This is a genomic window from Chryseomicrobium palamuruense (assembly GCF_042649045.1).
In the GTDB taxonomy this organism is placed as follows: Bacteria; Bacillota; Bacilli; order Bacillales_A; family Planococcaceae; genus Chryseomicrobium; species Chryseomicrobium palamuruense.
In genome coordinates this window covers 18,076-44,333 of the sequence record NZ_JBHSEF010000025.1, presented here as the reverse complement: position 1 = coordinate 44,333, position 26,258 = coordinate 18,076, and the positions used below count along the sequence as shown (strand labels likewise).

Here is a 26,258-nt window from a genome sequence, read left to right as displayed (position 1 = left end):
TTCAAATGAATCAGGAGGAATTCCACGATGGAATGGTTACAAGGAGACGAGCGGCTCGATTATCTGCTCGCTGAAAATCTACGCATCATCCAGAGTCCGTCGGTATTTTCGTTCTCACTCGATGCTGTGCTGTTGGCGCGATTCGCTGCTGTACCGAAGAGCCGTGGAAAGGTCGTGGATTTGTGTACAGGAAACGGCGCCATCCCGCTATTTTTGAGTGCACGAACGAAAGCGCCGATTCTCGGAATTGAATTGCAAGAACGACTCGTTGATATGGCGACGCGAAGTGTCGCGTACAACGAGTTAGATGGGCAGATTACGATTCAGCAAGGTGATGTTAAAGGCATTGCGAAAATTATTGGCTCGGAAAAATACGATGCGGTTACCTGCAATCCGCCATATTTTCCGGTTGAAGCGGCATCAGACAAGAAACTATCGGAACATCAGGCTATTGCCCGCCACGAGATTCACTTGTCACTCGAAGAAGCGGTGGCGAATGCAAGCTCGTTACTAAAGCAAGGCGGAAAGGCTGCGTTTGTTCACCGCCCTGCTCGTTTGATCGAACTTATCGATGCGATGAAAAAGCACCGTCTTGAACCGAAGCGTATTCAATTCGTGTATCCGAAAGCGGGACGTGAGGCAAATATTTTATTAATAGAAGGAATCAAGGATGGAAAGCCGGATATCAAAGCCCTTCCTCCCATCATCGTATATGAAGAAAATGGGGAGTATACAGCGGAAATTAAGGAGATTTTATATGGAGATGAAAAATAGTCATTTTTTCTATGTTTTACGTTGTCAGGACCAGTCCTTTTATGCAGGGTACGCGAGAGATGTAATGCGTCGATTGGAGGAGCACAATGCAGGAGTTGGGTGTAAATATACACGTGTTCGACGTCCTGTAGAACTGATTCATGCGGAAGGATTCGACACAAGGTCGGAAGCAATGAAAGCGGAATATGCCTTCAAACAATTGACACGTAAACAAAAAGAAGGCTATTTGGAAAGGAGCCAGCACTATGCAAACACAATCCTCTCAAGCATTTGAACACTCTGCCGCACTCTATTTAGTCGCAACACCGATTGGCAACCTAGAAGACATGACATACCGGGCCATTCGCGTATTAAAAGAAGTCGACTGGATTGCAGCAGAAGATACACGAAATACGAAAAAACTTTGTCATTATTTTGAGATTGATACGCCACTTATGAGTTATCATGCCCATAATGAAGAGGCAGGTGGAGTTAAAATTATTCATCTTTTAAATGAAGGAAAACGTGTGGCTCTTGTCAGTGATGCAGGCATGCCATGCATCTCGGATCCCGGGGATGACTTAGTGAAGAAAGTACTCGAGGCAGGCTTTGCTGTCATTCCGGTTCCGGGTGCGAATGCGGCACTTACCGCTTTGATTGCCTCTGGCATTACGGCTCAACCGTTTACTTTTTATGGGTTCTTGCCACGTGGAAAGAAAGAGCGGAAAGAATTTCTTGAAGAGCTATTGTCGCGTTCAGAGACATCCATATTTTATGAAGCCCCGCATCGGTTAAAAGAAGTGTTGAATGCGATGAGTGATGTGCTTGGGGAAGACCGAAAAATTGTACTGGCACGAGAACTGACCAAGAAATTTGAGGAATTTATTCGGGGCCCCCTTCGTGACGTCCTGGCATGGGCAGAAGTACATGAGATTCGTGGAGAGTTTTGTATTGTTATTGAAGGAACTTCCGCTGAAACCGTAGAAGCCAATAAAGCAGCAGAATGGTGGGAAGAACTTGATGTGAAGCGTCATGTCGAAACCGTAATGGTCCAGCAGGACATATCCTCCAAACAAGCTATAAAAGAAGTCGCGCAAGCCCGCCAGCTGAATAAGCGCGACGTGTACGCCGCGTATCATTTAGAAGAGTAAAAAAGAGCTGCCTCTCTGAAATGGAGAGGCAGCTTATATCAATTGGAGGAATACGCTTATTTCGTTAAGTTCGATTGGATTTCTTTGATCAACTGTTCTGCGCCTTCTGGGCTTAAGATCAGTTTACCGCCAACAAGACGTAGGTTATCGTCAGAAACTTCACCCGTTACTGCACACGTCATGTTTGGAAGGTATTTTTTAAGGATGATCTTGTCGTCATCCACATAAATTTCTAGTGCGTCTTTCTCTGCAATTCCTAATGTGCGGCGAAGTTCAATTGGAATAACGACCCGTCCTAATTCGTCAACTTTACGTACGATACCTGTAGATTTCATTTCATTGTTTCCCCTCTCGGAATATAATTCGTCATTATTCGACAAATTGTCTTGGTTATGGATTTTATCATACCAACAACTCCCAAAAAGGTCAATTAAGTAAAATTCATAATATACCTATAAAGTGGTAATATTATGATAAAATTTAAAAAATGATAATAATTTTATTATACTAATTTCTATAACATTCCCAATCAAGACTCAGAATGAGCAAGTTCAGGGAAAAAGTGGATTTGTCGAATTATGTTCTAATGATTTGTCGACAAAGTATTTTTCCGCGATAATTGAATCACGTATGTGAATTCGATACAATGAACAATAACGAAAACAGTGGAGGCGCATACGCATGACTGAGGAAAAGAAGACTTTTTATATTACAACCCCGATTTATTATCCGAGTGGAAAGTTCCATATTGGAACGGCCTATACAACCGTTGCCTCCGATGCAATGGCCCGCTACAAACGTTTGCAGGGCTATGACGTTCGCTTCCTGACAGGTATGGATGAACACGGACAAAAGATTCAAGAGAAAGCAGAAGAAAATGGGAAAGCGCCACAAGACTACGTTGATGAAATCGCCGATGCCGCTAAAAAGGTATGGGAGATCATGGACATTTCCTATGATGATTTTATTCGCACTACAGAAGATCGACATAAAACGTCTGTCGAAAAGATTTTCAGGCGGTTCCTTGATAATGGAGATATTTATAAAGGGGAGTACGAAGGCAATTATTGTACCCCTTGTGAGTCGTTCTTTACAGAGTCGCAGCTCGTAGACGGCAACTGTCCGGACTGTGGTCGTCCGGTGAAGAAAGTGAAAGAAGAATCGTATTTCTTCAATATGAAGAAATATGCGGATCGTTTGCTTGCGTATTATGAAGAAAACCCAGGTTTTATCGAGCCGGAATCTCGTAAAAACGAAATGATTAATAACTTTATCAAGCCTGGTTTAGAAGACTTATCGGTCTCACGTACCTCGTTCGACTGGGGCATCCGTGTTCCTGGAGACCCGAAACACGTCATTTACGTGTGGGTAGATGCTTTGTCAAACTATATCACGGCACTTGGTTATGGTTCAGAAGATGATGCGAACTTTAAAAACTACTGGCCAGCCGATGTCCATGTCGTTGGTAAAGACATCGTTCGTTTCCATACGATCTACTGGCCCATCTTCTTGATGGCACTTGACCTGCCACTTCCGAAAAAAGTCTTCGCACACGGCTTTATTATGATGAAAGACGGGAAGATGTCGAAATCAAAAGGGAATGTCGTGTATCCGGAAATGCTCGTCAAGCGTTACGGTTTAGATGCAACACGTTACTTCCTACTTCGTGAATTGCCATTTGGCTCAGACGGGGTGTTTTCACCGGAATCTTTTATCGAACGTACAAACTATGATTTAGCAAACGACCTCGGGAATTTATTAAACCGGACGATTTCGATGATCAATAAGTACTTTGACGGGGTCATTCCAGTCGAAGAAATGGGAGAAACGGAATTCGACAAAGCGCTCCATGACTTATTTGCGGAAACGAAGCAAAAAGTAGAAACCAATATGGATAAGATGCAGTTCAGCATTGTCCTATCGGATATCTGGGCATTCATTTCTCGTACGAACAAATATATAGATGAAACTCAACCTTGGGTACTTGCAAAAGACGAGGCAGACCGTAAGAAACTTGCATCTGTCATGGTCCATTTAGCTGAGAGTCTTCGTCTGACAGCAATTCTTGTTCAACCATTCTTAACAAAGAATCCGGTGGAAATTATGCGCCAGCTTGGACTGACAGAAGAAGCTCTTGCATGGAGCGGACTTGATGCGTTCCACGGCATTCCGGTAGGAACAAAAGTGACGGAAAAAGGCGTTCCCATCTTCCCTCGTCTTGATATGGAAGAAGAGACCGTTTATATCCGTGAACAAATGCAAGGTGGAGCAGCACCTGCTGCAGAGGAAGAAGAGACGCCTCAAGAAGTTCCAGATGTGCCGGAGATCACGATTGATGATTTTATGAAAATCGATCTTCGTGTCGCAACGGTCACAGCATGTGAACCCGTTCCGAAAACATCAAAGCTATTAAAGCTTCAACTCGATCTTGGCTATGAACAGCGCCAAGTGGTATCAGGAATTGCCGAGCATTATAAGCCGGATGACATCGTTGGTAAAAAAGTCATTGTCGTGGCCAATTTAAAACCTGTAAAGCTTCGCGGGGAATTGTCTCAAGGGATGATTTTGGCCGGTTCCAAAGATGGGTATCTGACACTTGCAGAAGTGGATGAGAAACTTGAAAACGGGGCACAAGTTAAATAATTCAATTCAATCGAAGAGCCTGCCAATTGTGTAGGCTCTTTTTCACAGTTCAAAAAGGAGGAAATGGAATGAACTTTATCGATACCCATGTGCATTTAAATGCAGATCAATATGATGAAGACTTAGCAGAAGTGATTTCAAGAGCACGTGAGAAAGGTGTCCAGAAGATGGTTGTTATCGGATTTGATACAAAAACTATCAAGCGAGCCATTGCGATTGCAGAAGCGGATCCGGATATTTATGCAGTCGTCGGCTGGCATCCGGTTGATGCAGTGGATTGTACAGAAGAGGATTTAACGTGGATTGAAGAACTTGCGAAGCATGACAAAGTGGTAGGCATTGGGGAAACGGGTCTCGACTATTATTGGGACAAATCGCCGAAGCACATTCAGCAAGAGGTTTTCCGGAAGCAGATTCGGCTTGCTCAGCGTGTCAACTTGCCTCTTATCATTCACAACCGAGACGCGACAGGGGACGTGATCCGTATTCTAGAAGAAGAGGAGGCGCACCTGACAGGGGGCATTATGCATTGTTTCGGAGGCAGTGTCGAGACGGCGCGTCGTGCCATCGATATGAACTTTATGATTTCTCTAGGGGGGCCTGTCACGTTCAAGAATGCGAAGACGCCGAAGGAAGTCGCGAAAGAAATTCCGCTTGAGCATTTACTCATTGAAACAGACGCGCCGTATTTGGCACCACACCCGTTCCGAGGAAAGCGAAATGAGCCTTCCTATGTACCTCTTGTGGCAGAGGAAATTGCACGCTTGAAGGAACTTTCGGTAGAAGAAGTAGCAGAGGTCACGACAGAAAATGCAGAAAAGTTTTTTGGGATTTGATTAAAAAGTAAACAACGCCTCCATACTGATTGTAACTACCGGATGTCACAAATTAGACAAAGAGGTCAGACTTTATAGCTTGACTTTTATCTTGAACTCTAAGTATAATCATCCGAGTGAATAAGGAGGCGTTTTTCATGTCAAATAATCCCATGAAAAACCTGTTCTCTAACTCATTGAGGAGCAAGAATACGTGGATGACGATTGTCACTCTACTCGTATTTTTTGCAGTCGTTTCTTTCATTTTATTTGAAGGGACGAAAAAAACAGTCGCTTTGACTGTGAACGGACAACAACAAGAAGTAACAACACATGCAGATACAGTAGGCGAACTTCTCGAGGAACAACAAATCGAGGTAGCAGAAGCCGATCATGTATATCCCTCATTGAACACTTCAATTGCACAAGATTTAGCAGTGGAGTGGGAACAGGCACAAACCATTACGATCTTGGTCGATGGCGAAAAACAAACCATTGATACAACAACGGATCGTGTAAAAGATATATTAGCCGAAGCAGGCGTTGAAGTAACTGAGTATGACCAAATTGCACCTGCCGCAGACGCGGAGGTCGGACAAGAAAATGAAATTTCAATTGCAAAAGCCTATCAGGTCAAACTGATTGATGGGACGCAGGAAAAAATCGTTTGGTCCACTTCGACTACGGTCGCTGACTTTTTAAAACAAAACAGCATTCAGCTCAATACCCTCGACCGAGTCAATGTCGATATGGAAAAGGTGGTGACACCTGATACCTCTATCCAGATTACTCGTGTAGAAAAAGTCACCGATGTAGTGGAAGAAGACATAGCGTTTAAAACTCATACACGAAAAGACGATTCGCTACTGAAAGGCCAAAATAAAGTGGTGCGTGCAGGTAAACCTGGTAAGCTTGCCAAGACAGTAGAAATTACTAAAGAAAACGGCAAAATCATCGATCGTCAAGTTGTGGAAGAGCAAGTGAAACAAGAGCCACTGAGCAAAGTGGTTCACGAAGGAACGAAGGTGGTCGTAGCGGCCGCTACACAGACAGCTGCCAAGTCTTCATCGCAACCTGTTTCACGTAGTTCTGCTCAAGAGCCAGCTGGTCGTGAATTCTATGTGACGGCAACTGCCTACACCGCATATTGTACGGGGTGCTCAGGCATTACAGCTACCGGTATCGATTTAAGATCTAATCCAAATCTAAAAGTAATCGCTGTAGACCCACGGGTGATCCCACTCGGCTCAAAAGTATGGGTAGAGGGGTATGGGTATGCCATTGCGGGAGACACAGGTGGCGCCATTAAAGGGAATAAGATCGATATTTTTATCCCAACCAAAGACCAAGCCCTTGCTTTTGGACGAAAACAAGTTCGCGTGAAAGTTATAAATTAATTACCAGACCAGCTCTTCCTTGCGATGACAGGGAGAGCTTTTCTGCGTACAATGGAAGAAAAGGAGGAAACGTGGTGAACATACGGGAAATCATTGTCGTCGAAGGAAAAGATGACACGGTCGCTATCAAGCGAGCGGTTCAGGCGGATACGATCGAAACCAATGGCTCAGCGTTATCGAAAGAGACGCTCCGAGTGATTAAGCGCGCACACGAGACCCGTGGGGTGATCGTCTTTACCGATCCAGATTATCCGGGTCGACGCATTCGAGCGCTCATTGAACAAGCTATTCCCGATGTCAAACATGCATTCCTTCCTAAAAAAGAAGCCATCGCGAAAAACGGCAGTGGGGTAGGGATTGAACACGCAACCAATGAAGCGATTCAACAAGCCCTGCGTCACGTCTATACACCAGAGGAACGCCCGGCAAACCGTTTTACAAACCAACATCTGCTCAATGCGAAACTGCTTGGGCATCCGGATGCTGCTGCGAGACGGGAACGTTTAGGCGACATCCTACAGATTGGCTATACCAATGGCAAACAATTACTGAAACGACTAGATGCATTCCGCGTGACCGAAGAAGAATGGCAGCATGCCCTTCAGGCACTGGAGCAGGAGGAAACTAGATGAAAGATATCGCAACCCCTGTACGTACACAGGAAATTTTAAAGAAATATGGCTTTTCATTTAAGAAAAGTCTTGGCCAAAACTTTTTGATCGATCCAAACATCCTTCGTAATATCGTTTCCCATGCGGACCTTACAAAAGAATCGGCAGCGGTTGAAATCGGACCAGGAATCGGTGCGCTCACAGAACATTTAGCGCGTGCGGCAGGCAAAGTGGTGTCATTTGAAATCGACCAGCGTCTTTTGCCAGTTCTAGAAGATACGCTCTCACCATATGATAACGTGAGGATTGTTCATAAAGACATTCTCGAGGCGGATACCGAAACGATTTTCAGTGAAGAGTTAAGTGAGTACAAAGATGTCATGGTCGTTGCAAATTTACCGTACTATGTGACGACACCAATTCTTCTCAAGCTTCTGCATGACCGTCTCCCGATTCGAGGCATGGTTGTCATGATGCAAAAAGAAGTGGCGGACCGTATTACAGCAAAGCCAGGTACGAAAGAGTACGGATCCTTATCAATTGCGATCCAGTACTATATGGATGCTGAAGTCGCAATGACGGTACCAAAGACGGTCTTCATGCCACCTCCGAACGTCGACTCTGCAGTCATTAAACTGACACGCCGTAGCAAACCAGCCGTGCAAGTAAAAGATGAAGACTTCCTATTTCTTGTGAGTCGAGGGTCATTTGTTCAACGCCGTAAGACGATTTTGAACAATCTGCAAACCTCTCTTCCTGACGGTAAAGCCCATAAAGAAGAAATTCTGAAAGCTTTAGAAGATGCTGGGATAGAACCGTCTAGACGCGGAGAAACCCTATCCATTCAAGAGTTTGGCGTACTTGCCGATGCTTTGTATGAATTTTTTTATCCGCTGTGGAAAAATGAAAATAAATAATCGTTGACACTCGGAAGTGTGATTGTTAAAATAATATTTTTTGACAATTTAATGACATTGTGTTACACTAAATACTAGTGAGGTGTATGCAGAATGCCAAAAACATTAGCGGATATTAAGAAATCGTTAGATTGCCATTTAGGCAAACGCTTGCAGCTTCGTGCCAATGGCGGACGTAAGAAAACGGTTGAACGTGCAGGAATCTTGCGCGAAACGTACCACGCTGTATTTGTGATTGATTTAGATCAAGAAGAAAACTCATTTGAGCGCGTATCATATAGCTACGCAGACGTCTTGACTGAGGCTGTAGAAATCTCTATTTACGACGATGCCAACAACTTGGTAGCCGTTAAGTAATTTGTTTTCATTTATGATTCATACATAAGAGTACCTCTTTCCTTCAGGAGAGAGGTGCTTTTTTGTATTAAAAGTGGAAAAGGCTGATCCAGAAACGCCGAAAAAATTAGGCGGACCCAAAGAGGCGTTCTGTGCCTCTATGGGGGCGAATGATTTTAGAGTGTGTTTCTAGCCTTGGCAACTAGACAAGAAAAGTGGAAAAGGCTGATCCAGAAACGCCGAAAAAATTAGGCGGACCCAAAGAGGCGTTCTGTGCCTCTATGGGGGCGAATGATTTTAGAGTGTGTTTCTAGCCTTGGCAACTAGACAAGCTCTAGGTACCAGTGTTTTTTGTGTTAAACTAAGAACACATTACTTCGCAGCATAGGCTGCAGCGAAAGGATTAATCGGTATGTATTATGTAAAGGCACCTGCCAAGATTAATTTAACACTTGATACACTTTATAAACGAGACGATGGCTACCATGAGGTAGAAATGATCATGACCACGGTCGATTTGGCAGACCGCATTGGATTGGAGGCGCGTCAGGACGGACGTATTGAGATTGTATCTGTCGATCGCTTCATTCCAAATGATGCGAAAAACCTTGCCTATCAGGCAGCAGCTTTATTAAAGGAGACCTATAATGTCTCTGAAGGCGTTTCTATCACGATTGAGAAACATATTCCTGTGGCTGCAGGACTTGCAGGAGGCAGCTCTGATGCAGCAGCGACGTTACGAGGACTGAATCATATCTGGAACCTTAACTTGAGCCTAGATGAGCTTGCAGAGCTCGGGGCACACATTGGGTCCGACGTTCCGTTTTGTGTTTACGGTGGGACCGCTCTTGCGACAGGACGCGGAGAGAAGATTGAACATTTGTCCTCGCCGGCCGCATGCTGGGTAATCCTGGCGAAACCGATCATCGGTGTCTCGACTGCTGAGATTTACGGACAGTTAAATCTTGAAACGGCCTATCATCCGGATACGCAAGCGATGATTCGTGCGGTGAAAGAAAAAGATTTTTCACTAATGATTGAGAACCTAGGCAATACTTTAGAAGATGTCACATTAAATCTTTACCCTGAAGTGCGCGAGTTGAAAGAGCAGATGAAGCGCTTTGGAGCGGAAGGGGTGTTGATGTCCGGTAGTGGCCCTACGGTGTTTGGCATCGTTCAACAGGAATCTCGTGCACAGCGTATCGTGAACGGATTGCGAGGGTTCTGTGACGAAGTATATTGTGTTCGCTTGCTTGGAGACCGGGAAGAGTTGCCTAAAGGCGTATAATTATGGTACGTTTACTGTAAATTATTCGGAATTGGAGGAAATCACGTGAAGTGGAAACGCAGTGAACGGTTGGTGGACATGACCCAGCACTTACTTGAACGTCCCCATCGTCTTATTCCCTTAACGTATTTCGCATCTCTCTACGATTCGGCAAAGTCTTCGATTAGCGAAGACCTGACGATTGTCAGTGAAACGCTCGAAGCACGCGGCAAAGGTTATCTATTAACAGTTCCGGGCGCAGCAGGCGGTGTGAAATACATACCTAAATTAGGGACCGCAGAGATTCATGAGATTGCAGAAGAATTGAAGCAACGCATGTCTCAGTCAGACCGACTGTTACCTGGCGGTTATTTGTATATGACGGACCTACTTGGAGACCCGGAACTGATGAACCGTATCGGCAAGGTATTCGCATCTGTCTATGCGGATCAGAAGATTGATGCCATCATGACGGTAGCAACAAAAGGTATTCCGATTTCACACGCCATTGCCCGTCATTTGAATGTTCCGGTGATTGTTGTACGACGCGACAGCAAAGTGACTGAAGGACCGACCGTGAGTATTAACTATGTATCAGGTTCTGCACGCCGTATTCAAACCATGGTGCTATCAAAACGCAGCATGGAAAAAGGAAAGCGTGTGTTGCTAACGGACGACTTTATGAAAGTCGGGGGCACGATGAACGGAATGAAGAGCCTGCTAGCGGAATTCGATGGGATTCTTGCCGGCGTAGCCGTACTGATTGAGGCGGAGCACACCGCTGAAGTACTTGTCGAAGAGTACGTCTCTCTATTAAAATTAAAAGAAGTCGATGAGCGCCAAGGCACCATCGTCTTAGAAAATGGCAACTACTTTGAGAAGGGTGGAAACGAAACATGAAAGTCGTCGCAACTACTAAAGCGCCAGCAGCCATCGGACCTTACGTACAAGGGATGGTCGTGAATGGCATGTTCTATAGCTCAGGTCAAATTCCATTAACAGCGGACGGAGAACTCGTTGACGGGTCGATTGTCGAGCAGACCGCTCAAGTTTTCAAAAACTTAGAAGCGGTTCTAGAAGAAGCAGGCTCTTCTCTTCAGCACGTCGTGAAGACGCTGGTCTTCTTAAAAGACATGAATGATTTCGTGGAATTTAACGAAGCGTATGAAAAACATTTCGGAGGTCATAAACCTGCGCGTTCCTCGGTGGAAGTGGCACGCCTACCGAAAGATGTAAAAGTAGAAATTGAAGTCATTGCTGTTGTCGCAGAATAGCATAGAGATTTAGTGAACCGTCATCTCTTTATGAGACGACGGTTTTTTTGTATATTTAAGAGCTTTTCTAAAATAAGTTAGACTATTGCAAATTTTTTTAATAAACTTAAAGGAATTGTTACACTTTTATAGAAATTTATAAAAGCACGACAAGTACAACTTAGAATGAGGAGTGGTGACAACCGTGGAAGTGACGGACGTTCGGTTACGAAAAGTAGAGACAGAGGGCAGAATGCGAGCGATCGCATCGATTACATTGGATCATGAATTTGTTGTTCATGATTTGCGTGTGATTGACGGCAATGCAGGCTTATTCGTCGCGATGCCAAGCAAACGGACGCCAGATGGCGAGTTCCGTGACATTGCGCATCCAATCAATGCGACTACACGCAACAAAGTGCAAGATGCCGTACTCACAGCCTATCATCAAGCAGACGTACAGCCTCAAGCGGACCTCGCGCCGTTAGCAGCCGAACAAAGCTATTCCTAATAGCTTTGTTTTTTTATGTCTCTAGATGTGGAACGGCCTGCTCCAGAAACTCCGATAAAATTGGGCGTGCCCAAAGAGGCGCTCTTTGCCTCTATGGGTGCGACCGATTTTTGAGTGTGTTTCTAGGCCGTGGAACTCGATACCATTTAGATGTGGAGCAGGCTCGTTCAGAAACCACTCGCTCTCAACCTGAGCGAGCGTTCACCTTACAGCCATTGAGTTTCTCGTGACAAAACATTGGTTTGTTGTAACAAAACCACAATTTCATCTACCAGAGAATCGATTTGTCGTGACAAACTCATATTATGGAAACTAATCCCCGTGTAATTCACCTCTACATCTAAACCTCCTATCTACCCAAGCCCTTCCTAGAAAGACCTTCCCCACTTCCTCCCTTAAAATCGAAACGTACTAACATAATGTTTTCTTGCAATTTTGTCAATAGAGAAATTGTTGAAAAATGCAATTTTATGGGCTATAGTCAAAAGAGAAATGGACATGGAGGATGACGAATGGATAATTTATTTGCAGTCGTATTAGCGGCTGGTAAAGGAACACGAATGAAATCATCTTTATATAAAGTGCTACACCCTGTGTGTGGCAAACCTATGGTCGATCACGTGGTCGGCAACATGGAAAAGCTTGGCGCAAAAGAAATCGTTACAGTGGTTGGCCACGGCGCTGAAATGGTACAAGATACACTTGGCGACCGTTCCACATATGTCGTGCAAGAAGAGCAACTTGGGACAGCTCATGCTGTGCAGCAAGCGGAACGTGCACTCGAAGGTCGCGCCGGAACGACCATCGTCATCTGTGGCGATACACCGCTCATCACACCTGAGACCATCGAACAACTGATGCAGACGCACAAAGAAGCAGGAGCGAAAGCAACCATCCTGACAGCGATTGTGGAGGATCCAACTGGGTATGGCCGTATTTTACGCGGCAGTGATGACCTGGTGACAGGTATCGTCGAGCAAAAAGATGCAACACCAGAACAACAAAAGGTGCAGGAAATCAATTCTGGCACATACTGTTTTGACAACAAAGCCCTGTTTGAGGCGCTGAAAAAAGTCGACAATAATAATTCGCAAGGGGAATACTACTTAACGGATGTCATCAGCATCTTGAAAGATCAAGGTGAAGCAATTGCTGCATTCGCAGCAGCAGATGCAGACGAGCTTCTTGGTGTGAATGATCGCGTGGCACTTTATCAAGCAGAAAGCTATATGCGAAATCGTTTAGCACTTCATCACATGCGTGAAGGTGTGACCATCATTGATCCAGCCTCTACTTATATTGGAGCGAATGTTGTCATTGGTTCGGATACGGTATTGCTTCCGGGTACTATGCTTGAAGGCAACACCGTCATTGGAGAGAAGAGCACGATTGGCCCGAATACGCATTTGAAAAATGCACAGGTTGGCAATGAGACAACGGTTCATTCTTCTGTTGTCATGGACAGTAAAATAGCAGACCATGTAACGGTAGGTCCGTTCGCGCATATTCGTCCGGGTTCAGATCTTGGCAATCATGTGAAGATCGGCAACTTCGTGGAAGTGAAGAAAGCGACCATTGATGAAGGTTCGAAGCTTTCCCACTTGACGTATATGGGAGACGCGGAAATTGGCAAGAATGTCAATATCGGTTGCGGTACCATTTCCGTCAATTACGATGGCAAAAACAAGTTCAAGACGACGATTGAAGACAACGCATTTATTGGTTGTAACTCGAACCTTGTTGCTCCTGTCACTGTTGGAAAAGGTGCCTATGTTGCTGCTGGAACAACTGTGACGAAAAATGTAACAGAAGATTCACTGGCTATTGGTCGTGTAAAGCAGGAAAATAAAGAAGGTTACGCTAAACGTATTAAATAAAACCCAATCTACCACACTCAGGAGGATTACCATGCCCTATCAATACGCAGGTTCAAAGTTAAAGATTTTCTCACTAAATTCGAATCCGGAACTCGCTGAAAGTATCGCGAAAGAAGTAGGAGTTCCCCTTGGAAAATTAACGGTTACACGCTTCAGTGATGGAGAAGTGCAAATTAATATTGAAGAGAGTATTCGCGGAAGTGATGTATTCGTCATTCAGTCGACATCATCACCAGTGAATGAAAACTTAATGGAACTGCTTATTATGTTAGATGCATTGAAGCGTGCGTCTGCACGTACAATCAACGTCGTGATTCCGTATTACGGGTATGCACGTCAAGACCGCAAAGCACGTTCACGTGAGCCGATCACGGCGAAGCTTGTTGCGAACTTGTTAACATCAGCAGGTGCAACTCGTGCCATTACGCTTGACCTGCACGCACCACAGATTCAAGGGTTCTTCGATATTCCAATCGACCACCTTGTGGCTGTCCCATTATTATCGGATTACTTCTTAGAGAAAAACTTTGATCCTTCTGAAATCGTTATCGTTTCACCAGACCATGGTGGCGTAACACGTGCACGTAAGATGGCCGATCGTCTAAAAGCGACGATTGCGATCATCGATAAACGACGCCCACGTCCAAATGTGGCAGAAGTTATGAATATTGTCGGGAACGTAGAAGGCAAAACAGCGATCTTGATCGATGATATCATCGATACAGCAGGAACGATTTCAATTGCCGCTGCGGCGCTGAAAGAAAATGGCGCAAAAGATATCTATGCATGCTGTTCTCACCCAGTACTTTCTGGTCCAGCGATGGAACGTATCGAAAATTCTGTAATTAAAGAATTGGTTGTAACAGACTCCATCAAACTGGACGTTGAACATAAATCTTCTAAAATTGTGGAACTTTCTATTGCCAAATTGCTTGCAGATGCAATTGTACGTGTCTACGAAGAGAAATCAGTAAGTACATTATTTGATTGATGAATGTTTAAATACTTGTGTCACGGGGTAAACATTTAACTAGTATAACTAGGAGAGTGAATGACTATGACAAAGGTAGCAACACAATCACGCGAATCAAAAAAAGGCAATACATCATTACGTGCGAAAGGTTTCGTACCAGCCGTAGTCTATGGATATAAAACAGAAAGCACGGCAATTGCTGTGGAAGAAATTGAATTAATCAAAACGTTACGTGAAGTAGGACGTAACGGAGTTATGAAATTAGATGTCGATGGAAAAACAATCAACGCTGTTTTAACGGATTACCAACAAGATCCAATCAAAGGACATCTTGTCCATGCAGACTTCTTAGCCATCAACATGACAGAAGAGTTAGAAGTATCTGTTACAGTTACGGCAACGGGCGACGCTGTCGGTGTGAAAGAAGGCGGGTCGTTAACGCAAGTAAACCGTGAAGTAACGGTGAAGGTAAAACCATCCGATATTCCGGATCATATTGAAGTAGATGTGAGCGAACTCAACATCGGCGATACATTAACGCTTGGGGAAGTTCGTGAAAAAATCGACTTTACTGTATTAGAGGAAGATGATCACACCTTATTCTCTGTTGCTGCACCACGCTCGGATGAAGAGTTGGAAGAGTTAGATGCAGAAGAAACAGATGCAACGGATGTTGAAGCAACGGAAGAAGCACCTGAAGAAGAAAAAGCTGAATAACAATTGTACAGGGGAGGAATTGTCAGGAATGGCAGTTCCTCTTCTTTTTTAGTACACTAAGAGCATTACGTATGGAAATGAAGAGGTACAGCTATGAAAATGATCATTGGCCTGGGGAACCCAGGTAAAAAATATGAACAGACACGTCACAATGTTGGTTTTATGGTGATTGATGAACTCTCGAAACAATACGGTGTCGAACTGAATCAAACGAAGTTTCACGCATTGTATGCGATTGCCCATACCCCAAAAGGAAAAGTGCTTCTCGTCAAACCTTACACGTATATGAATTTATCGGGGGAAGCGGTGGCACCTCTCATGAACTATTTTGATGTCGATCAAGAAGACATCGTCGTCATTTATGATGATCTGGACTTAGGAACGGGGAAGCTACGCCTTCGTCAGCGAGGCAGCGCAGGAGGCCATAACGGCATCAAATCGCTTATTCAACATCTGGGTTCACAGAACTTTAATCGCATCCGAATCGGAATCAATCGTCCACCAGCGGGCATGAAAGTTCCGGACTATGTCTTAGCAAATTTCCGAGACGAGGAACATCCGGATATTCAGCAAGCGATTGATCAGAGTGCTAAAGCGTGTCACAGGTTCCTAGAAAAACCGTTTTTAGAAGTCATGAATGAATTTAACGGCGCATAAATCGAAGGACGCCTGCCTATACTGAGGTAAAGGTGGTGAGGTCGTTTGATTCGAAGTCGTTGTAAACATTGCCGGCAAGAGACCGCGGCGATTCCTTATGAAGCGTTTACAGATGTGCTGGCACAAGTGAATCAGTCAGGTTCGAGTTGGCAACCAGAACTTATGGAAGAACTACCTGGAGCATGGGTGGTGGATGGGGTCTGCTTACCCTGTCGTCAAGCAATGGAACAAAACCCGCTCTACTTTACATTAAACAAGTGGATACAGTGAGTGCTTTGGAATCAGCTCCAAAGCCTTTTTCTGTTTCTGATGGAGGCTACCGCTATGCAAGCTTTACTCGAATTGTTACAAGAGGAGAAAAAAGTCCGGGACTGGGTTGCCAGTCTGAAGTCGGGCGTGGATCATCAGCTTGTGACAGGCCTGACGGGCAGTGCACGCACACTCGTAGGTCAGCAATTATATAAAGAAACGGGTCAATCGGTGCTTATTGTAGCCCCGAACCTTTTGCATGCCCAAAAAGTGAAAGATGACTATGCGCGTGTTGTCGGAGAGGGTCATGTGCATCTCTATCCGGCAGACGAATTGATTTCTGCAGACCTTGCTGTTGCGAGTCCGGAACTGCGTGCAGAACGCATTGAGACGCTTGATAAAATGGCAAGAGGCGAAAGAGGAATCTATGTCATTCCGGCAGCAGCTTTTCGTAAAAAGCTGGCACCTGTAGAGGAGTGGCAAGAGCTCGCATTTACGATTGAAGAAGGAACTGAACGGGAAACATCCGAACTTGTTCAGGCTTTAGTGGATCTTGGCTATACAAGACATGATATGGTGTCTTCTCCTGGAGAGTTTGCCGTTCGCGGGGGCATCATGGATATTTATCCGCTTCAGGAAGAAAACCCGATTCGTATCGAATTTTTTGATACTGAAGTCGATACCATTCGCACGTTTTCAGCAGAAACCCAGCGTTCTATGGGTCGCTTAAAAGAAATCCGTATCCTTCCGGCCTCGGATTATTTGTGGTCGACTGAAAAGCGCTTAATTTTACGAGAACGTTTGGAAGATGCGCTTGAAGATTCGATGAAAAAAGTACGTAAACCAGAAGTGAAACAGCTCTTCATGGACAGTATTTCACGGGATATCCAGCTGCTTCATGACGGCTTGCTTCCGGACGGAATTACGAAGTACTTGCCCCTGATGCAAGGATTTACGTCGGAGCTGCTCGACTACTTTGACTCAGAAGGTCTGGTCATTTTTGATGAACTCGGACGTATTCAAGAGACAGCAGAGACATTAGAGCGGGAAGAAACGGACTGGTTTTTGGCGCTTCTCGAAGAAGGCATGATTGTTCACCGGGCCAAACCGAAAACGTCTTTAAAAGCGGTCATGCAGTCGATGGAGCAGAAGCGTATTTATTTTTCGCTCTTCTCGCGTACCTTTGGTGGAATTCCGATCAAATCGACGCTCAGCTTCTCCTGTAAACCGATGCAGGAATTTCATGGACAAATGCATCTATTAGCAGGAGAGATGGAACGCTGGAAGCAAGGCGAGTTCCGTGTGTTTATTTTAGCGGATGGGAACGAGCGTCTGAAGAAGATTCAAGACGTTCTCGAAGATTATGAGATGTCTTCACAGATCATCCATGCAGAAGCGAAAGTCACAGAATCTGGTGTCTATTTACTAGATGGCGATTTGGAGGCTGGATTTGAATTGCCGCTCCAACGTCTCGCGGTAGTGACGGATGCCGAACTCTTCAAATCTCGTCCAAAAAAGCGAGCGAATCGTCAGAAGTTATCAAATGCGGAACGCATCAAGAGTTACTCCGATATTAAAGCCGGTGACTGGATTGTTCATATTCATCACGGGATTGGGAAGTACATTGGGATTGAAACGCTCGAGATGAACGGCACGCATAAAGACTATTTGCACATCCGTTACAAAGGTGATGACAAATTGTTTGTGCCGGTCGATCAAATTGATTTGATTCAAAAATACGTCGCTTCCGGAGAGAAAGAACCGAAAGTGCATAAGCTCGGTGGAACTGAGTGGAAAAAGACGAAGACCAAAGTATCAAATGCTGTGGAAGACATTGCGGACGAGCTGATCAAGCTGTATGCCAAGCGTGAAGCGGAAATTGGCTATGCGTTTGAGCCAGATAGCGATCTTCAACAGGCCTTTGAAGCAGCTTTCCCTTACGAAGAGACCGAAGACCAGTTGCGGACGATTGAAGAGATCAAGCGCGATATGGAAAAGGCACGTCCGATGGACCGCTTAGTATGTGGAGATGTAGGTTATGGCAAGACTGAAGTCGCAATTCGTGCTGCATTTAAAGCCGTTATGGACGGCAAACAAGTGGCGTTCCTTTGTCCGACCACGATTTTGGCGCAGCAACATTTTGATACCCTTCTCGAACGCTTCGCAGACTTTCCGATCGAAGTGGGCTTACTCAGCCGCTTCCGGACGAAAAAGCAACAGACAGAGACGATAAACGGTCTGAAAAAAGGGACGGTGGATGTGGTTGTAGGCACGCACCGCGTGCTATCGAAAGACGTACAGTTCCATGACCTAGGCCTGCTGATTGTCGATGAAGAGCAACGTTTTGGTGTGAAGCATAAAGAAAAGGTCAAGCAGCTGAAGACATCCGTCGATGTTATCACGTTGACGGCAACGCCGATTCCACGGACACTGCATATGTCGATGATCGGTGTGCGTGACTTATCAGTCATTGAAACACCGCCAAAGAACCGTTTCCCGATTCAGACGTATGTCGTGGAATATAACGGGGCCCTTGTCCGGGAAGCGATTGAGCGTGAAATGGCACGCGGAGGGCAAGTGTTTTTCTTGTATAACCGTGTGGAAGACATCTCGCGTAAAGTCGAAGAAATCCAAAGCCTTGTGCCGTCTGCTCGTGTTGCCTTTGCACATGGTCAAATGACGGAATCGGAACTGGAATCGATACTAATTAGCTTCCTGCAAGGAGAATACGATGTGCTCGTCACGACGACCATCATCGAGACAGGGATTGATATTCCCAATGTCAACACGCTGTTTGTACACGATGCGGATAAGATGGGGCTGTCTCAGCTGTATCAATTACGTGGACGTGTCGGGCGTTCGAACCGCATTGCGTATGCGTATTTCATGCATCAGCGCGATAAGGTGTTAACGGATGTGGCTGAAAAGCGTCTACAAGCCATTAAAGAGTTTACAGAGCTCGGTTCCGGATTCAAGATTGCGATGCGAGACTTATCGATCCGAGGAGCTGGAAACTTACTCGGTTCCCAGCAGCACGGTTTCATTGATTCAGTTGGATACGATTTGTATACGCAGCTCTTAGAAGCGGCTGTGGACCGCAAGCGAACTGGAAAAGAAAAAGAAGTGGTGCAGGAAATCGAAATTTCCGTGCCATTTGATGCGTATCTTCCGGAGTCGTATATTCCGGATAGCTATCAAAAAATTCAAATGTACAAGCGGATTAAAGCCGTGGATGAAGAGAAAGACTATGAGGACTTGTACTCAGAGCTATTGGACCGTTTTGGAGAAGTTCCTGTGGAGGCGGACAATTTACTACGCATTGCGCGCATGAAAGTATGGGGCCGCATGAGCGGAGTAGAAACCATTAAAGAACAAAACGATGAGATTCTCGTGCGTTTCGGGGCACAGGCATCCAGTCAACTCGACCCTGCGGTCATTTATGAAAAATCGATGGAATTCGGCCGCCAAGTCAATTTTGGCGTTGACCAAGGACAGTTCGTGATGAAAGTGGCTTTAAAGCGCGTGAAGCACGATCCACTGGATGTCCTTGAAAAAATGATGAAACTTTCCTCAGAAGCAGTTCGCCAAGCTTCGTAATTGCACGATTGCATAATCCGCTTCCTTTCGACCCATACTATGGCAGAGTTGATAAACGAAGGAAGGATGACATCGAATGAAAGCGACGGGCATTGTAAGACGCATCGATGATTTGGGACGCGTCGTAATTCCGAAAGAGATTCGGCGGACGTTACGGATTCGTGAAGGCGACCCACTGGAGATCTTTACGGACCGTGACGGAGAAATTATTTTAAAGAAATATTCACCCATTCATGAACTAGGGAACTTTGCAACGGAATACGCAGAAGCCTTATACGAAACACTCGGAACTCCTGTGATGATTACGGATCAGGACGAAGTGGTCGCTGTGGCAGGCTTATCAAAGAAAGAATACCTGAAGCGCCGCATCGCCAGTTTGACGGAAGATGTGCTGACGGAGAAAAAGAAAATCATCGAAAAACACGAAGAGTCTGTGGAATGGGTTCCAGGAGTACGAGAGACAGTGCGCTCTTACGGAGTGGTGCCGATTGTCCTGGACGGGGATGTGATCGGTGGATTATTTATCTTATCTAGAGTGCATTATATCGGTGACCCGGAAATGAAGGCGCTCGAAGCGGGCGCGAGTTTCTTGGCAAAACAAATGAATGGCTAAACCAAGCGGCTGCACCTTTTGAGGTGCGGTCTTTTTGATGGACAAACTTTGCTATAATAAGACCAAATGAACTGGAGCAGGTGTATAGGAAATGGCCACACAGTGGAAGATGTCGAGTTATATGAAAGGTGCGGCGATGCTGACGATTGCAGCTCTGCTTGTCAAAGTGTTGAGTGCCGTTTACCGTGTACCGTTTCAAAATATGGTGGGTGACGAAGGATTTTATATTTATCAGCAGATTTATCCGTTGATTGGGATGATCACGACATGGACGTCTGTCGGGTTTGCTATCGCGCTAGCAAAACTTCTTTCCGATTACACGGCCCGTGAGGATGTTGAGAGTGTCCAAAAAGTAAAACGGGTCGGCTTTTTTTACATAGGCACCATTTCCATCGTGTTCTTTTTGCTCCTCGCGCTCAGCGCGCCGATACTTGCTGAAGCGATGGGGGACCCTCGTTTGTCACGCTTGATTCAAATCGGGGCAGTGGTTATTTTAGCGATGCCGTTCCTCGCGCTCTTAAAAAGTATCTATCAAGTGACGGAACGACTGTCCCCGCTCGCCTACGCGCAAGTGGTGGAACAAGCAGTACGAGTTGGCTTTATCTTGGTCGGTGCTCACTTTGTGCTGTCGTTTACTGGGGATCTCTACGCAACCGGAGCAATGGCGTTACTTGGAGCGACCGTTGGAGAAGTAGCAGGAATTCTGCTTCTCGGCTTTTGGCTGACAGCGAAAGAGCGAAACGTATGGCAGAAAAGTACTTCGACTGTCTCCACGCGTTCGATCATTCGTGACCTCACTGTCATCAGTATCAGTGCGAGTATCAGCAGCTTGTTTTTCCTGATGCTCCAGCTAGTGGATTCGATGACAGTGTTAAATACGCTTATCGGAAACGGCATGGCCCTCCAAGAAGCGAAAGAAACGAAAGGAATCTATGACCGGGTGCAGCCACTCATCCAAATGGGGATTGTGGTATCGACGTCTCTTGCATTTGCGCTCGTGCCGCTCATTGCTAGTAAAATGCAACAGAATACAGGGCGCGGCGCGATACCATTTATCCGTTTGTCTTACCGTGTCGCGCTTGTTTTCGGAAGTGCCGCCGCACTTGGCTTGGTGGTAACGATGCCATACGTGAACGAGATGCTCTTCCAGACCCGCGACCTTTCTACCGTGCTCATGGTCGGAAGCGTACAGGTGCTGTGGCTTTCTCTTCTGCTGTTATTTATGTCCATCCTTCAAGGGGCTGGGCGAATTTGGCGTCCGACGGCTTGGCTCGCTATTGGAGTCGGGGTGAAATTGAGTGCGAATCTATGGTTCGTAGGCGAGTTTGGTATACTAGGAGCAGCACTTTCCGGAAACCTGGCCATGCTCATTGCGCTCTTTGGTGTGACGTTTGAACTGAAGCGCACATGGCCGAACGCACTCGCGCCACTTACCTTTTACCTTCACCTTGGAGGTGCGCTCCTTGCTATGGCCGTGGCCGTCATAGGGTTTGCTCGTATCGCAGATGCTGTCATCTTGGACGCATTGCCAAGTCGCATACAAGCCATGGCGATTGCGCTTATCGGTGTGGGGATTGGCGTAGGCGTATTCTTGAGTCTTCTTATGAAGCTACAACTGCTGCAGCCAAAAGAGTGGTATTTGTTGCCGTTCGGGCGTCGTTTGGCCTATCTGCAGCTTTGGTTAACCCGCAAGAAAGGATGAAACACATGACAACGATAACGATTGTAGGGCTTGGAGCCGCAGAACTGGATCAGCTCCCCCTCGGGATTTATAAATTTTTGAAAGCCAGACCTGAACTGTATGTACGTACGGATGACCATCCGGTTCTGGCAGAACTTGCAGATGAAGGCGTCACCTATACAAGCTTTGATGATGTGTATGAGAAGCACGACGATTTTCAGCAGGTCTACCGAGAAATCGCAGATACACTCCTGCGTCTGGCAGACGACAAGGAATCCATCGTCTACGCCGTTCCGGGTCACCCGCTTGTTGCGGAACAGACTGTGCAACACTTGATTGAAGCGGAACGGGAAGGGCGTGTCACGCTGACCATTAAAGGTGGGCAAAGCTTCTTAGACCCTCTTTTTGCAGCTGTTCGCGTGGATCCGATTGAAGGGTTTCAGCTTTTAGATGGCACGGCGTTGCATCGCGATGACGTGCATATGAACCAGCACATTTTTATTGGACAAGTCTATGACGCCTTTAGCGCATCGGAAGTAAAGCTGACGCTGATGGAAAAATATCCGGATGATTATCCAGTAACGATCGTCACAGCAGCTGGTTCCTCAGCGGAACACGTACGCACGGTGCCGCTCTATGAACTTGACCGCGACATGGAGCTGTCGAACTTAACGACGGTTTATGTCCCTCCGGTCAACGAACGAGCAGACCGCTATAAAGAGTGGCAGACGTTTCGTGAGATTGTCGCCATTCTTCGCAGTCCGGAAGGGTGCCCTTGGGACCGGGAACAGACGCACGAGTCGCTCCGCCGCTACGCGATTGAAGAAGTGTACGAGCTCGTCGAGGCCATTCGTCTCGAGGATGATGAAGCCATTATCGAAGAGCTCGGAGACGTCTTATTACAGGTCTTCCTGCATGCGCAGATCGGGGAAGACGAAGGCTACTTCTCGATGGAGGACGTACTCGCAAGCATCTCCGCGAAAATGGTCCGTCGCCACCCGCATGTTTTCGAGGACGTGACGGTGAACTCGTCCGGGGAGGTCCTGACGAACTGGCAAGCCATTAAAGAAAGCGAAAAGCCGAAAGTCGACAGTCTGCTCGACGGACAACTGCGTCACGATTCATCTCTGTTAACATCGTTTAACTATCAAAAAAAAGCGGCGACGGTGGGTTTTGATTGGCCGGATGTGGCAGGTGCTTGGGACAAGTTTAACGAAGAGGTAGCAGAGTGGAAAGAGGCGATTGCAAAAGGCACCCCGGATGAGCAACTGGATGAGCTCGGGGACGTGTTGTTCACACTCGTCAACTTGGCACGCTTCCTTAAGCTTTCACCCGAACTCGCCATGCAGCAGGCGAACCAGAAATTTGAACGTCGGTTCCGCTATGTCGAGGCTTCTGTAAAGAAGGGACAAGGAACATTTACTGCATATTCATTGGATGAACTCGATGCCTTCTGGCAGGAAGCGAAACAGAAAGAAAGAGGGGAAATAGAATGAGACTGGACAAATATTTAAAAGTTTCACGACTGATCAAACGTCGGACGCTCGCAAAAGAAGTGGCGGAGCAAGGGCGTATTGAGATCAACGGGAAAACGGCAAAAGCGAGCAGTGTTGTGAAAGCGGGCGATGAGTTGCGCATCCGTTTTGGTCAGAAAGTCGTCACCGCACGTGTGGAAAGTATTCGTGAAAATGCGAAAAAAGAAGAAGCGGCAATGATGTTCACTATCTTAAGTGAGGAACGTCTTGCGAAAGTCGAGCCACAATTTATCGACGATACGGAGTAGCCCCTGGGCATACTCCGTTTTTCTTTGTCATAAAGTGAAGGGAGCCTGAAAGGAGAGAAAACATGACCTATACACAAGACTCCCCCATTCCTACAATGACAAGTAGTGAACACCACATTTCTCTACGTAACCGGAAACGCATGGATGTCACAGCTGTTAAGGCAATGGAGCGATTTGATACGGAAGAATTCTTTGTTCGTACGGGTCAAGGATTCCTCACCATCAAAGGAACAGACCTCCGAATTGTTCATTTGGACGTCGATAAAGGGATGCTGTCGCTTGAAGGCCTTGTTGAAAGTTTGCACTACAATGAGGATGGCGGGAAAGACGCCACGAAAGGCATTCTGCAGAAGCTCTTCGGATGAGTCCAGTAGAACAAACAGCACACCTGATCCTCTGGGTGGCGAGTGGCGTCGCCATGCTCGCATGGCTCGACTGCATCTGGTGTCGGTTCCAAGGTCTGTCCCGTCGCCTACGGAAGCGCTGGCTTCCATGGGCCCTTGCTGCCGGCATCTTGATTGCCACGGTGTTCTCTGTCTACATGACAATTTTTTGGGCAGATGGCAGATGGCGCATCTATGATTTGTTGGCACAAGGGGCAGGTGGCTTGCTCTACCGGCGAGAATTGCAGATTCCGCTACGACAGTTAGGTAGAATAGGAGATGTGGTCCTTCTGCGCCCGATTTGGTGGATTATCCATGTTACTGTGACTTTTGTTCGGCTAGTTGTGCGTATTCATGTGAAAGTGTTGGCATTTTTCTGTCATTTGGCCTATGTGCCCATCCGAAAAATATTTCCAAGTGCTCTTCAAAGTCGTGTTGGTTTTATGTATAATATAGCCAACCGACGGACGAGGAGGAAATTTGATGGGCGAAAATCAACGAACAAGCCAGCTTGAACAACAGATTTCATCGATTAATTCCGAATACGTACGTTCCATGGATCAGAAAAAGAAGCGCCAGCGCGCACAACTCGTGCGTCTTTATCGTCGTCTCGGTGTCTTCGGCGTTATGGCCGCACTGGTCATCGGATTCTTGGTACATTCGCTGTGGAATAGCCAGCAAACTTTAGCTGATAAGCACGAAGCCAAAGTAGAAGTCGAAGCTTCACTTGCGAAGACACTTGAAGAGCAAGAAACGCTAGAATTACAAATTGCCAAGTTAAATGATGATGAATACATTGGAAAACTTCTTCGCAAAGATTATTTCTTATCGGATGAAAATGAAATTATCTTTACCCTACCAAAGGATGAAAAAGACGAAGAAACCAACGAGTAAAAGAGTGCCATGATTGACACTCTTTTTTTGTTGGTTATAATTAAAGATAACGTGGCGTAGTGCGTCACAGTGTAAATTTTAAGGAGGAGCATTTTTTTTATGTCAATTGAAGTAGGCAGCAAGGTAGAAGGTAAAGTAACAGGGATCACAAACTTCGGAGCATTCGTAGAACTTCCTGGTGGCAAGACAGGTCTTGTCCATATTAGTGAGGTCGCAGATAACTACGTAAAAGATATCAACGATCACTTAAAAGTTGGCGATATGGTAGAAGTGAAAGTGATGAACGTCGAAGCGGACGGAAAAATTGGATTATCCATCCGCAAAGCAAAGCCACAAGCTGAACGCCCTGAACGTCCTGAGCGACCACAGCGCCCAAGAAATAATTTCCGATCAAATGATCGTGAGCGTCAGCAACCAAAAGAGAACTTTGAATCAAAAATGTCACGTTTCTTGAAAGATAGTGAAGAGCGTCTTTCTACACTTAAACGTGCAACAGAATCAAAACGCGGTGGCCGCGGAGCAAAAAGAGGCTAATCTTGTTGTCTGACTACGCATAAAAAGTGTTCACATATAGATTGTCGTATGACCGCCTTTCCTCATTTATGAGGAAAGGCGGTTTTTGTGTGGAGCAGAATGGGGGTAGGTCTTGCTAGGAAGGGATTGGGTAATGGAGTGTGTGAGGTAGAGAATCTGAACAATTTGAACATTGGGCACGAGAATGGACCGGGCAGATGGTTGAAATGGACCGGGTACGCAGCTTAAATGGGCCTTTTAACAACATACTCTGTTCAATTGTTCTGCAATGGACCGGGTGTCATGCTTGAACGGACCGGGTAGAGGGTTGAAATGGACCGGGTATGTGGCTTGAATGGGCCACAATGATATTCGACAGAATTTCAGGGCGAGCCTGCTTCACATCTAGAAATAAAAAAGCACCAAACCACATATAAAATGTGACTCGGTGCTTGTGATGACCCCTACGGGATTCGAACCCGTGTTACCGCCGTGAAAGGGCGGTGTCTTAACCGCTTGACCAAGGGGCCGATATAAAAAGGATGGCGGCAGAGGGGATCGAACCCCCGACCTCACGGGTATGAACCGTACGCTCTAGCCAGCTGAGCTACGCCGCCTTGTTTTTTTCGGACAATTAGTATCATACAAGTGCAGCGAAGAGATGTCA

28 protein-coding genes and 2 tRNA genes are annotated in these 26,258 nt (G+C 46.0%); 27 read left to right on the top strand and 3 right to left on the bottom strand.

The genetic code is table 11. The features are described from left to right. Nucleotides 1-27 precede the first annotated feature (27 nt). From ACFO0S_RS12280 to rsmI, 3 genes are read left to right on the top strand one after another with little or no spacing between them, the layout of a single operon-like run. Nucleotides 28-774 carry a tRNA1(Val) (adenine(37)-N6)-methyltransferase gene (locus ACFO0S_RS12280; RefSeq protein WP_378142387.1) on the top strand — a complete coding sequence of 249 codons (747 nt, stop codon included), beginning with the start codon at nucleotides 28-30 and terminating at the stop codon, nucleotides 772-774. After that, nucleotides 758-1,048 (top strand): GIY-YIG nuclease family protein, encoded by a 291-nt coding sequence (locus ACFO0S_RS12275; protein ID WP_378142386.1) that lies wholly within the window; start codon nucleotides 758-760, stop codon nucleotides 1,046-1,048. The genes ACFO0S_RS12280 and ACFO0S_RS12275 overlap by 17 nt, the downstream gene beginning before the upstream one ends. Next, nucleotides 1,020-1,904 (top strand): 16S rRNA (cytidine(1402)-2'-O)-methyltransferase, encoded by an 885-nt coding sequence (gene rsmI / locus ACFO0S_RS12270; protein WP_378142385.1) that lies wholly within the window; start codon nucleotides 1,020-1,022, stop codon nucleotides 1,902-1,904. Before ACFO0S_RS12275 ends, rsmI begins: the two co-directional genes overlap by 29 nt. A gap of 56 nt (nucleotides 1,905-1,960) precedes the next feature. Here rsmI and ACFO0S_RS12265 read toward each other — a convergent pair whose 3' ends face one another. Next, nucleotides 1,961-2,239, bottom strand: coding sequence for an AbrB/MazE/SpoVT family DNA-binding domain-containing protein (locus ACFO0S_RS12265; protein WP_100354555.1), 279 nt, complete (start codon nucleotides 2,237-2,239; stop codon nucleotides 1,961-1,963). A gap of 346 nt (nucleotides 2,240-2,585) precedes the next feature. Here ACFO0S_RS12265 and metG point away from each other — a divergent pair, with 346 nt between their 5' ends. From metG to ACFO0S_RS12145, 24 genes are all read left to right on the top strand, one after another. Next, on the top strand, nucleotides 2,586-4,547 hold the full coding sequence (metG, locus tag ACFO0S_RS12260; RefSeq protein ID WP_378142384.1) for a methionine--tRNA ligase: 1,962 nt from the start codon (nucleotides 2,586-2,588) through the stop codon (nucleotides 4,545-4,547). Between the two features lie 68 nt (nucleotides 4,548-4,615). Beyond that, complete coding sequence (locus ACFO0S_RS12255; protein ID WP_378142383.1) at nucleotides 4,616-5,383, top strand: TatD family hydrolase; 768 nt, start codon at nucleotides 4,616-4,618, stop codon at nucleotides 5,381-5,383. Between the two features lie 137 nt (nucleotides 5,384-5,520). Continuing rightward, nucleotides 5,521-6,759, top strand: coding sequence for a ubiquitin-like domain-containing protein (locus ACFO0S_RS12250; RefSeq protein WP_378142382.1), 1,239 nt, complete (start codon nucleotides 5,521-5,523; stop codon nucleotides 6,757-6,759). Nucleotides 6,760-6,833: 74 nt separating this feature from the next. Then, on the top strand, nucleotides 6,834-7,391 hold the full coding sequence (rnmV, locus tag ACFO0S_RS12245) for a ribonuclease M5 (protein WP_378142381.1): 558 nt from the start codon (nucleotides 6,834-6,836) through the stop codon (nucleotides 7,389-7,391). Further along, nucleotides 7,388-8,287: a 16S rRNA (adenine(1518)-N(6)/adenine(1519)-N(6))-dimethyltransferase RsmA gene (rsmA, locus tag ACFO0S_RS12240; protein WP_378142380.1), complete on the top strand. Its 900-nt coding sequence runs from the start codon at nucleotides 7,388-7,390 to the stop codon at nucleotides 8,285-8,287. Before rnmV ends, rsmA begins: the two co-directional genes overlap by 4 nt. 93 nt (nucleotides 8,288-8,380) lie before the next feature. Further along, nucleotides 8,381-8,644: a biofilm formation stimulator Veg gene (gene veg, locus ACFO0S_RS12235; RefSeq protein ID WP_378142379.1), complete on the top strand. Its 264-nt coding sequence runs from the start codon at nucleotides 8,381-8,383 to the stop codon at nucleotides 8,642-8,644. Between the two features lie 391 nt (nucleotides 8,645-9,035). Beyond that, the gene (gene ispE / locus ACFO0S_RS12230; protein ID WP_378142378.1) at nucleotides 9,036-9,911 is read left to right on the top strand and encodes a 4-(cytidine 5'-diphospho)-2-C-methyl-D-erythritol kinase; all 876 of its coding nucleotides are present in this window, start codon (nucleotides 9,036-9,038) and stop codon (nucleotides 9,909-9,911) included. 45 nt (nucleotides 9,912-9,956) lie between these two features. Beyond that, nucleotides 9,957-10,790, top strand: a complete 834-nt coding sequence (gene purR / locus ACFO0S_RS12225) for a pur operon repressor (protein WP_378142377.1) — start codon at nucleotides 9,957-9,959, stop codon at nucleotides 10,788-10,790. Then, nucleotides 10,787-11,164 carry a RidA family protein gene (locus tag ACFO0S_RS12220; protein WP_378142376.1) on the top strand — a complete coding sequence of 126 codons (378 nt, stop codon included), beginning with the start codon at nucleotides 10,787-10,789 and terminating at the stop codon, nucleotides 11,162-11,164. The genes purR and ACFO0S_RS12220 overlap by 4 nt, the downstream gene beginning before the upstream one ends. A 184-nt stretch (nucleotides 11,165-11,348) precedes the next feature. Beyond that, nucleotides 11,349-11,654, top strand: a complete 306-nt coding sequence (gene spoVG, locus ACFO0S_RS12215) for a septation regulator SpoVG (protein ID WP_378142406.1) — start codon at nucleotides 11,349-11,351, stop codon at nucleotides 11,652-11,654. A gap of 512 nt (nucleotides 11,655-12,166) precedes the next feature. Continuing rightward, complete coding sequence (gene glmU, locus ACFO0S_RS12210; protein WP_378142375.1) at nucleotides 12,167-13,531, top strand: bifunctional UDP-N-acetylglucosamine diphosphorylase/glucosamine-1-phosphate N-acetyltransferase GlmU; 1,365 nt, start codon at nucleotides 12,167-12,169, stop codon at nucleotides 13,529-13,531. Nucleotides 13,532-13,562: 31 nt separating this feature from the next. Next, complete coding sequence (locus ACFO0S_RS12205) at nucleotides 13,563-14,522, top strand: ribose-phosphate diphosphokinase (protein WP_378142374.1); 960 nt, start codon at nucleotides 13,563-13,565, stop codon at nucleotides 14,520-14,522. Nucleotides 14,523-14,588: 66 nt separating this feature from the next. Next, on the top strand, nucleotides 14,589-15,221 hold the full coding sequence (locus ACFO0S_RS12200) for a 50S ribosomal protein L25/general stress protein Ctc (RefSeq protein ID WP_378142373.1): 633 nt from the start codon (nucleotides 14,589-14,591) through the stop codon (nucleotides 15,219-15,221). Nucleotides 15,222-15,314: 93 nt separating this feature from the next. Further along, nucleotides 15,315-15,878 carry an aminoacyl-tRNA hydrolase gene (gene pth / locus ACFO0S_RS12195; RefSeq protein ID WP_378142372.1) on the top strand — a complete coding sequence of 188 codons (564 nt, stop codon included), beginning with the start codon at nucleotides 15,315-15,317 and terminating at the stop codon, nucleotides 15,876-15,878. 45 nt (nucleotides 15,879-15,923) lie between these two features. Next, on the top strand, nucleotides 15,924-16,148 hold the full coding sequence (locus tag ACFO0S_RS12190; RefSeq protein WP_378142371.1) for an anti-sigma-F factor Fin: 225 nt from the start codon (nucleotides 15,924-15,926) through the stop codon (nucleotides 16,146-16,148). Nucleotides 16,149-16,202: 54 nt separating this feature from the next. Continuing rightward, nucleotides 16,203-19,724 carry a transcription-repair coupling factor gene (gene mfd / locus ACFO0S_RS12185; protein WP_378142370.1) on the top strand — a complete coding sequence of 1,174 codons (3,522 nt, stop codon included), beginning with the start codon at nucleotides 16,203-16,205 and terminating at the stop codon, nucleotides 19,722-19,724. A 76-nt stretch (nucleotides 19,725-19,800) separates the two neighbouring features. Next, entirely contained in the window at nucleotides 19,801-20,337 is a 537-nt protein-coding gene (gene spoVT, locus ACFO0S_RS12180; RefSeq protein ID WP_378142369.1) for a stage V sporulation protein T, read from the top strand. A 91-nt stretch (nucleotides 20,338-20,428) separates the two neighbouring features. After that, nucleotides 20,429-22,039: a putative polysaccharide biosynthesis protein gene (locus ACFO0S_RS12175; RefSeq protein WP_378142368.1), complete on the top strand. Its 1,611-nt coding sequence runs from the start codon at nucleotides 20,429-20,431 to the stop codon at nucleotides 22,037-22,039. 5 nt (nucleotides 22,040-22,044) lie between these two features. Beyond that, the gene (gene yabN, locus ACFO0S_RS12170; protein WP_378142367.1) at nucleotides 22,045-23,514 is read left to right on the top strand and encodes a bifunctional methyltransferase/pyrophosphohydrolase YabN; all 1,470 of its coding nucleotides are present in this window, start codon (nucleotides 22,045-22,047) and stop codon (nucleotides 23,512-23,514) included. Next, nucleotides 23,511-23,801, top strand: a complete 291-nt coding sequence (locus ACFO0S_RS12165; RefSeq protein ID WP_378142366.1) for an RNA-binding S4 domain-containing protein — start codon at nucleotides 23,511-23,513, stop codon at nucleotides 23,799-23,801. The genes yabN and ACFO0S_RS12165 overlap by 4 nt, the downstream gene beginning before the upstream one ends. A 62-nt stretch (nucleotides 23,802-23,863) precedes the next feature. Next, a complete protein-coding gene (gene yabP, locus ACFO0S_RS12160; protein ID WP_378142365.1) occupies nucleotides 23,864-24,166 on the top strand; it encodes a sporulation protein YabP in 303 nt (100 codons plus the stop codon). Beyond that, complete coding sequence (locus tag ACFO0S_RS12155) at nucleotides 24,163-24,699, top strand: hypothetical protein (RefSeq protein ID WP_378142364.1); 537 nt, start codon at nucleotides 24,163-24,165, stop codon at nucleotides 24,697-24,699. Before yabP ends, ACFO0S_RS12155 begins: the two co-directional genes overlap by 4 nt. Then, complete coding sequence (locus tag ACFO0S_RS12150; protein WP_378142363.1) at nucleotides 24,668-25,078, top strand: FtsB family cell division protein; 411 nt, start codon at nucleotides 24,668-24,670, stop codon at nucleotides 25,076-25,078. The genes ACFO0S_RS12155 and ACFO0S_RS12150 overlap by 32 nt, the downstream gene beginning before the upstream one ends. A 99-nt stretch (nucleotides 25,079-25,177) precedes the next feature. Continuing rightward, nucleotides 25,178-25,612: a S1 domain-containing RNA-binding protein gene (locus tag ACFO0S_RS12145; RefSeq protein WP_378142362.1), complete on the top strand. Its 435-nt coding sequence runs from the start codon at nucleotides 25,178-25,180 to the stop codon at nucleotides 25,610-25,612. 437 nt (nucleotides 25,613-26,049) lie between these two features. Here ACFO0S_RS12145 and ACFO0S_RS12140 read toward each other — a convergent pair. After that, nucleotides 26,050-26,121, bottom strand: a tRNA-Glu gene (locus ACFO0S_RS12140). 13 nt (nucleotides 26,122-26,134) lie between these two features. Further along, nucleotides 26,135-26,208: transfer RNA gene (locus tag ACFO0S_RS12135), tRNA-Met, on the bottom strand. Between the last annotated feature and the right edge of the window lie 50 nt (nucleotides 26,209-26,258).